Origin of the sequence: Bartonella queenslandensis AUST/NH15 (genome assembly GCF_000312585.1) — a bacterium.
Classification (GTDB): domain Bacteria; phylum Pseudomonadota; class Alphaproteobacteria; order Rhizobiales; family Rhizobiaceae; genus Bartonella; species Bartonella queenslandensis_A.
In genome coordinates, this window is the sequence record NZ_HE998188.1 from 1 (window position 1) to 558 (window position 558).

1 protein-coding gene and 1 pseudogene are annotated in these 558 nt (G+C 32.6%); both read left to right on the plus strand.

What is annotated here, in order from left to right; all coding sequences use genetic code 11:
- Positions 1-200 (plus strand): hypothetical protein (locus BN338_RS12755; protein ID WP_039761943.1); only part of this gene is annotated, 200 nt, incomplete at its 5' end.
- Positions 201-339: 139 nt separating this feature from the next.
- A pseudogene (locus tag BN338_RS09830) lies at positions 340-558 on the plus strand (hypothetical protein); the annotation flags it as partial.

Here is a 558-nt window from a genome sequence, read left to right on the forward strand (position 1 = left end):
TACATAACGGGTTTAAAAAATACAAAAAAATACAAAAAAATATCAAAAAAGATAAAATATTATTTGACAATAAATACGTATTTTGTTATATAAATAATCAAGTGATAGAAACACTTAATGTTAAGCGGATAGGTTACGAAACAACCTCTCCCATGCCTTTTAAAATACTGACTTTCTTTTATGCTTTAAATGGCATATAACGATCATGTCGGGTGTGGTCACACCATACAATACTCTTTATGAGAAAAGTGTGACGACGGACTAATCACCGTGTTTTTCAACACCCGGCGCCCATTAGGGTGTCAATTGAAAAACAATTTTGATTAGAAAGAATTTAAAATGAAAAATTCCCAAAATACAATTTCCTTTCACATTTCAAATGAAACCGCGCTTGTTAATAAACAAGAGCCTGCTAAAAAATACGAATTTATTGATGATTGTGAATTGGTAAGTGATCACTTCTTATATCGAATTAGAGCATTAAGAGATTTTGGAGATGTTAAGGCTGGTCAACTTGGGGGCTACATTGAGAGTGAAGATAACCTCTCTCATGAGGGC